The following is a 6,585-nucleotide window of genomic DNA, read 5'->3' on the forward strand; positions in this document are numbered from 1 at the left end:
TTCTACTTTTGTTTAGTTATCCGAATCGTACATTTGACAATGGACCGAATGACTGAAAGCCATGCTATCCGAGGGATTCGAATGGCGTCAACTGATTATCCATGGCTGGTTGATGTTTATTGGAATTTAGTAAACAAACTAAAAGGCTTACGAAATACTCATTAATCCGGTTAATTGAATACGCAGCATTGACAGGTACTAACGGAGTTTATGCAGAAAGCATTCTATTTAACGAGCACCTGGAAATGATGCAATGCGGCGAATAAATCGAATTGACGGAAATCCGTATTAAGCAGCGGCTATTCCCGTGGCGTTACTGGAGAGGCGGATCTGGGTTACGCGGCGGCGCGTAGTTTATCGGATAGGGATGCGGCGCACCCCGGCCAGGTGGGTCCGCACGGCGCGCACGATGTAGGCGCGGCGAAGCGGCATACGCACGGTAAGTGCCGTGCGTCGCGGACTGCGCGCTGTGCCCGGATCTGCTCACGCGGCGGTTGTGCAGCACAGCAGCCCGGACTGAGCCGCCCCTTAACTGCGCGACTTCCCCGCGGCAGCCGCTGCCGCCGCTTCCGGCTCGACGATATCTCCACCCAGCAGATGCACGCCTTCGCGCAGCTTCACGAACGCTGCGGCCACGGCCTCCGGCTCGCCCTTCACGCCGAGATCGATATGGCGCCGCGCATAGATGCCGCCGCGCTCGGCATCGCCGACGCTCGGCAGACTGAACACGCGCACGCCTGGGAAATCATGTTCGATCTTCTCCATCAGCGGCGTGAGCGTCGATTCCGGCAACTCGAACACCAGCAAGGACTTTTCCGCGTGCGGCATGGCGTGATGCAGATGCGCGTACTTCGTATCCAGCACCCATTCGATCATCGGCCACGCCATCACCGGGAAGCCCGGCACGAAGTGATGGTCGCCCACCGAAAAGCCAGGAATCTTGTTGTAGCCGTTCGGGATGATCGACGCGCCCTGCGGATACGTGCCCATGTTGAGGCGATGGCGGTTCTCCGGCGACTCGAGATCCACAGGATTAGGCGAATTGGCCGGATGGGTGTCGCGAATCCGCTCGCGGATCAGTTCGGCCGCCTCCGGATGCAGCGCGAGCGGCACACCTAGCGCAGCGGCCGCGCACTGACGTGTGTGATCGTCGGGCGTCGCGCCGATGCCGCCCGTCGAGAACACGATGTCGCCCGAGGCGAAACTGCGCCGCAGCGTGGCCGTGATCCGCTCAGGCTCGTCGCCGATGTACTCTGCCCAGCCAAGCGACAGACCGCGCGCGGTCAGCAGTTCGATGACCTTCGGCAGGTGTTTGTCGACCCGCCTGCCCGACAGGATTTCGTCGCCGATGATGATGACGCCAAATGCCATTGCGGCCTCTCAAATAGATTCAATAGGGAACCACCGGCGCCGCGTGACGCGCGCCCTGCTCTTCCGCGCGCATGCGCTGCAACGCACGCAGACAGTAATAACCGAACCATAGCGCCGAAAACACGAGGATGAACGCATAGATCCAGATCGTCACCGCCGTGATTACCGGGAACAGCACAATCAGCCAAACCGACGAAGCCCATATCAGCGTCGGCAGCGAGCCGAGCAGACCGCTCGCCACGCCAATCAGCAGCAACGGCAGACGGTAGCGTCGCACCAGCGCACGCCGTTCGTCGCGGCTCGCGTGCAAGGCCAACGCGTCGTAGGTCATGACGCGATAGGTAAGCCAACCCCACAGTAACGGCGGAATCAGCGCGAAAAACGGTGGAATCAGCCACAGCGGCAAGGTGATGACCAGCAACACGAGACAAACCAGCGTCGTCCATACCGCGTGCATGAGACTACCGTACCACGTTCCGCCGCGCCGCATTTCAAGGCCCGCAAACTGCCGTGCCGACAGATGGCGGATGACGCCGGGCATCGACAGCGTGGCGATCAGCAGCAGGATCGTCACGACGATCAGCGGAATCGCCATCGCCAGCACGATGAAAGGCGCGAGCGCTGCATGCAGCGCGGAAAAACCGACCCAGTCGAACATGCGGTAAAGGGTGGTCGTGAAAGACCAGCCCTCCAGCCAGACGCGTGTGGCGCCAGTCAGCGTCTGCCAGGAAAACCACAAAATCACGCCCCATACGACCGTCGCCGCAAAAAACGGCAGGAAGGTCAGCCAGAGCATGCGCGGGTGGAGCGCACTTGCGAGCGCGCGTCCGAACGAGCGCAACAGATCATTCATGCGAGTCTGTACGAGTGAGCGAAACGATGGGACAAGGGGTTGAGGCGAAAGATCCGGCGGACATTTCGCAGAATCTGGACAGGATAAACCACGGGAGGTGCCGCCGGTAGGTTCGGCGGCACGGATGGGGAGAAAGGATGGTGCTTGTATGGTCGCGGATTTGGTGGCGCTTATGTCGCGGCTTGTGTGCTGGCGCTTGTTTGCAGACGCTTGTGTGGTGGTGTATGCGGCTGCACGGTGTGGCCGCACGCGCGTCCGCTTGTATGCTCAATTAGGCGCCGTTGGGCGCCGTCACCGGCGCGCGGTCGTAGAAATAGATGCCGTGCGGTGAGCGGCCCACCGCGATCGTCTGGATCAGTTTGCGAGTGGTCAGATCGATGATGCCGACGTGCTTCGCAAAGCGAAACGTGACCCACAGATAGCGCTTGTCCGCCGATAACTCCATGTCGTCGGGTCCGGGCATCAGGCCTGTGATGTCGCCGACATTGGTGAGCGTATCCTCGTCGATGATGCTGATGGTGCTGGCGACGCGGTTCGACACCGCAACGTGCTTGCCGTCGGCGAGTGAGCGAAAGTTATGCGCGCCATTGCCAGTCTGGATCGTCTTGACGATCTTCTGGTTGCGCCAGTCGAGCACCGCGACATAATCCGCGCCGGTCATGCCGATCAGCAGATATTTGTCACCCGGCGTCATCCACAGGCCAGCCGGCACCTTGCCGACTTTCATCTTCCACTTGACCTGCTGGGTCGCAAGATCGACCGCGGCCAGCTCGCCCGAAACCTGCAACGTGACGAACACGGTTTTGCTGTCGTTCGAGAAGGCCATATGGCTCGGCATCACCGCAAGCGGCAGGCGCTTGGCGAGCGTCATGCCGTGACCGTCGTAGTGATAGATGTCGAGACGGTCGAGCCGCAGGCCCGTCGTCACCACCCACTTTTTGTCAGGCGAGAAGCCGATCTGATACGGATCTTCGATGTTCTCGACCCAGCGCTGCACCTTGCCGGTTTTCGGGTCGACGAGCATCAGGTTGTTGGAAACCGAATTGGCGACGATGAGCGAACCGTTGTCCGGCGTCGCCATCAGGTGATGCGGTTCCTTGCCGGTCGGCACCGTGCCGACCACCTGATGGGTGGCTTCGTCGATCAGGCTGAGGGTGGCCTCGCCGGAGTTGAGCACGATCACGTTGTTGGCGTGCGCGGCCGGCGAGAAGAGACCGGTCAACAGGCCGGTGGCCGCGGCCAGCGCCGTGCTGGTGGCGAACGCGGCGCGCAGGCCACGTAGAAGAAATTTACGCATGGGGACTCACTTCCGAGAACAACCGGCATTGTAAAGCGTTTGTCAGGGTGAGCGATTGATCTGGATGGGGTCTTGGCGATGAAATGCAAGCGCGGTGTCGCGGTAGTCCGCATTGCTCATTTGACACCGGGGCGATAAAAAAGGCTTCCCGAAGGAAGCCTGAAGCGCACTCTCAAATCACTTTGTTATGATTTCATTGGTGCATCTCAAAACTTATTGCGCGAGGACTCGTACCTCGACCCGGCGATTAAGCGCCCGGCCTGCGGCCGTAGCGTTCGACGCAACCGGATCCGCTGCGCCGCGGCCTTCGTACGCGAAGTTGTCGGCGCGCACGCCGCGCTGGCGCAGATAGTTCACCACCGCCGCTGCACGCTCACGCGACAACACGTCGTTGTGCGCAGCAGAGCCGGTCGAATCGGTATACCCCGTCGCAACGAGGCGCTTGAAATTCACGCCCTGGTTTGCACGAACGAAGCCGTCGAGCTGCTGCTTCGCGGCATCCTTCAGCTCCGCGCTGTCGTGATCAAAATTCGCGTCACCTTGCAACAGCACCTGACGCGGTGCCGCGGGAATGACTACAGGAGCGACGACCGGCTTGGCGACCGGCTCGGATTGCGCTTCAGGAACGGCTTGCCGGACAGGTGAACCACCACAGGCGAAGGTCATTTCGCGCGGATCGTTATCGTCGGCGCCGGAATGCAAGCCATCGACCAACTCGAGCTTTGTGACGCCCTTGTCGTGGCAGATTTCATTGGCGACCTTCATGCACGACTCGCCGCTTTCCAGCAGACCGTGACACGTCACACGATATGCCTGGGTTTGCAGGCCAGAGATGCGCACTGCGTTGACCGTATAGGTCGGTCCCGATTGCGTCGTGCATCCTGCGAGGCCGACCACGAGCGCGCCGAGGAAGGACGCGCCAAAATGTTTAATCAGAAATTGTTTCATGGAGTACAGGTCCGTCCGAGACGGATCAAAAAAAATGATGTTGGGTTAGCAAGAGAACATTGCGGGGGCGAAGCAAGGCGATCCAACCACCCCGCCTCGCCCCGCAATCAGGCGCTTACCATTGGTACGATGCACCTGCACCGACCGTGGTACCGCCTGAGCTGACGCTGCCGCCGATCTTCATCTTCAGGTTCTGCGTGATACGAACCGAAGCGCCGAGTGCCGTGGCTTGATAGCCCTTGTAGTTGCCCGTGCCAACACCAACCGCGATGGTCTTGTTCGGATCGACATCCGGAATCATCGACAGTGCCGTAGCTGCCGCAACACCGCTATATGCGTTGCGCGCCACACCCGCCATACCCGATTCGAACTGACGCATGTTCACTGCGTCCGTCGGACCTTGACCGTCGGCCACGTTCGTAATCCGACGCTCGTTGCCCTGCGAACCCATCGACACCGTGTTGTCCTGATCGGCAATCGAACCATCGCCGATCGCAACCGAGTTAGCACCGCTAGCCTGCGAACCACCGCCGATTGCTGCCGAGTTGGTACCCGTTGCCGAAGCCGGCCCACTCGTCGTGTTGATGGCGATGTTCGTGTTGCCGCTCGTCTGCTGGTTCTGGACTGCCTGGGACAGACTCGACACCTGCTGGTTCGTGTTCCACAACTGAGCACCGGTTACAGCGTCCGTGCTGGTCGCGGACAGATCCGCATCCTGCAGGTTGGTCAGCTTCACCTTGGCTGCGTTCGTCGAACCGCCCAACGTCACCTTGTCGTGTGCCGACGAATCGTACTGAACCGCGTTCGTCACCGAGCCGCTCATCGAGTTGATGGTCGTCTGGATGTTGCTGATGTCAGTCGTGTTCTGCGTCGTGCGGCCGTCGAGGTTGGTGATTGCATCACCGACGTTGTTCACGGTCGTGCCACCGACGTTGTACGTCGGAGCCGAGATCGTGCCGTCCGCATTGACGGTCGAACCACCGCCCAGTGCTGCTGCCGTGCTGGCTGCATTTGCGTACAACTGCGAGCCGTTCACTGCGTCCACGCTTTTCGCGTTGACTGCACCCGCTGCCACGCCCGTCACCACACGGTTGCCCGCTGTGCCGGCCATGTTGACGCGCAGACCGTCAGTTGCCGCGGCGACATTGATGTCACGCGAAACTGCATCTTGCGTCACAAGACCGATGCCGCTGTCGGCCATCTGGTTTTGCAGCGACGACAGGTTGGTATCGAGCGCGTCCAGTGCTCCGCCCACCGTGGTTTGCGTACCGCCTTGCACGTGGTATGTCGGGCCAGTGATCGAACCGTTGGCGTTGACCGTTGCACCGCCGCCGAGGGATGCCACCACCGGCTTGAGCTGGCTCAGGTTGACCGCCGAAGTGTCAGTCGTGCCGTTTGCGACGCCGATCAGTTCGCGTGCACCCGCCGTACCCGTAAAGTCAACGTGCGTGCCGTCCAGGTTCTTCGCGACGGTGATGTCATGCGAAGTCTGGTCCTGCTGCACGAGACCTAGTTCACCGTTGTTGATCTGGTTGGTGATGTTGGTCACCGAGCCTTCAACATTGGTTACGCGGGCATCGACGTTCGAGATGTCGCCGGTGTTTTGAGCGACCTGCTGGTTCGTCGCGAACAGTTGCGAACCGTTCACTGCGTCCGTGCTGTCAGCAGACAGGGTGCCGATCTTCACGTTGGTGATCGTCGTACCCAGGTTGCCGCCACCGAGCGTCACCTTGTCTTTCGTTGCGTCGTCATAGGCGACGAAGGCGTTGGTCACGTTGCCCGAGGCGTCCGTGTTCAGGCCCGCTGCTTTCAACTGTGCTACGTTCACTGCGTCCATGTCAGCAACACCTGCCTTCACGTTCGAGATCGTCGTGCCGTTTGCACCGTCCAGCGTGATCTGGGCGTGGCTCGCGTCGTCGTACTTCACGACGTTGGTCATGTCGGCGTTGAGGCCGTCGATGCCGTTCTGGACAGAAGCCATCTGGCCGTTCAGGCCGTTCAGGCCGTTGATGCCGTCCTTGACCGAGGCCATGTCGCCGTTCAGGCCATTGATACCGTCCTGCACCGATGCCATCTGACCATTCAGGCCGTTGATGCCGTCCTGGGCACGCGTGTC

General features: G+C 60.6%; 5 protein-coding genes. All 5 read right to left on the reverse strand.

Annotation, left to right across the window (positions count from 1 at the left end):
* Positions 1–528 precede the first annotated feature (528 nt).
* Positions 529–1,371, reverse strand: a complete 843-nt coding sequence (locus tag P3T20_RS14780; protein ID WP_074264125.1) for a competence/damage-inducible protein A — start codon at positions 1,369–1,371, stop codon at positions 529–531.
* Between the two features lie 19 nt (positions 1,372–1,390).
* The gene (locus tag P3T20_RS14785; protein ID WP_074264124.1) at positions 1,391–2,224 is read right to left on the reverse strand and encodes an EI24 domain-containing protein; all 834 of its coding nucleotides are present in this window, start codon (positions 2,222–2,224) and stop codon (positions 1,391–1,393) included.
* A 271-nt stretch (positions 2,225–2,495) separates the two neighbouring features.
* Positions 2,496–3,521 (reverse strand): beta-propeller fold lactonase family protein, encoded by a 1,026-nt coding sequence (locus tag P3T20_RS14790; protein ID WP_074264123.1) that lies wholly within the window; start codon positions 3,519–3,521, stop codon positions 2,496–2,498.
* A 213-nt stretch (positions 3,522–3,734) separates the two neighbouring features.
* A complete protein-coding gene (locus tag P3T20_RS14795) occupies positions 3,735–4,469 on the reverse strand; it encodes an OmpA family protein (RefSeq protein ID WP_074264122.1) in 735 nt (244 codons plus the stop codon).
* A 115-nt stretch (positions 4,470–4,584) separates the two neighbouring features.
* The coding region (locus P3T20_RS14800) for a YadA family autotransporter adhesin (protein ID WP_429287159.1) at positions 4,585–6,585 on the reverse strand (2,001 nt) is incomplete at its 5' end.

It is taken from the genome of Paraburkholderia sp. GAS206C (assembly GCF_050435645.1).
GTDB classification, from domain to species: domain Bacteria; phylum Pseudomonadota; class Gammaproteobacteria; order Burkholderiales; family Burkholderiaceae; genus Paraburkholderia; species Paraburkholderia phenazinium_B.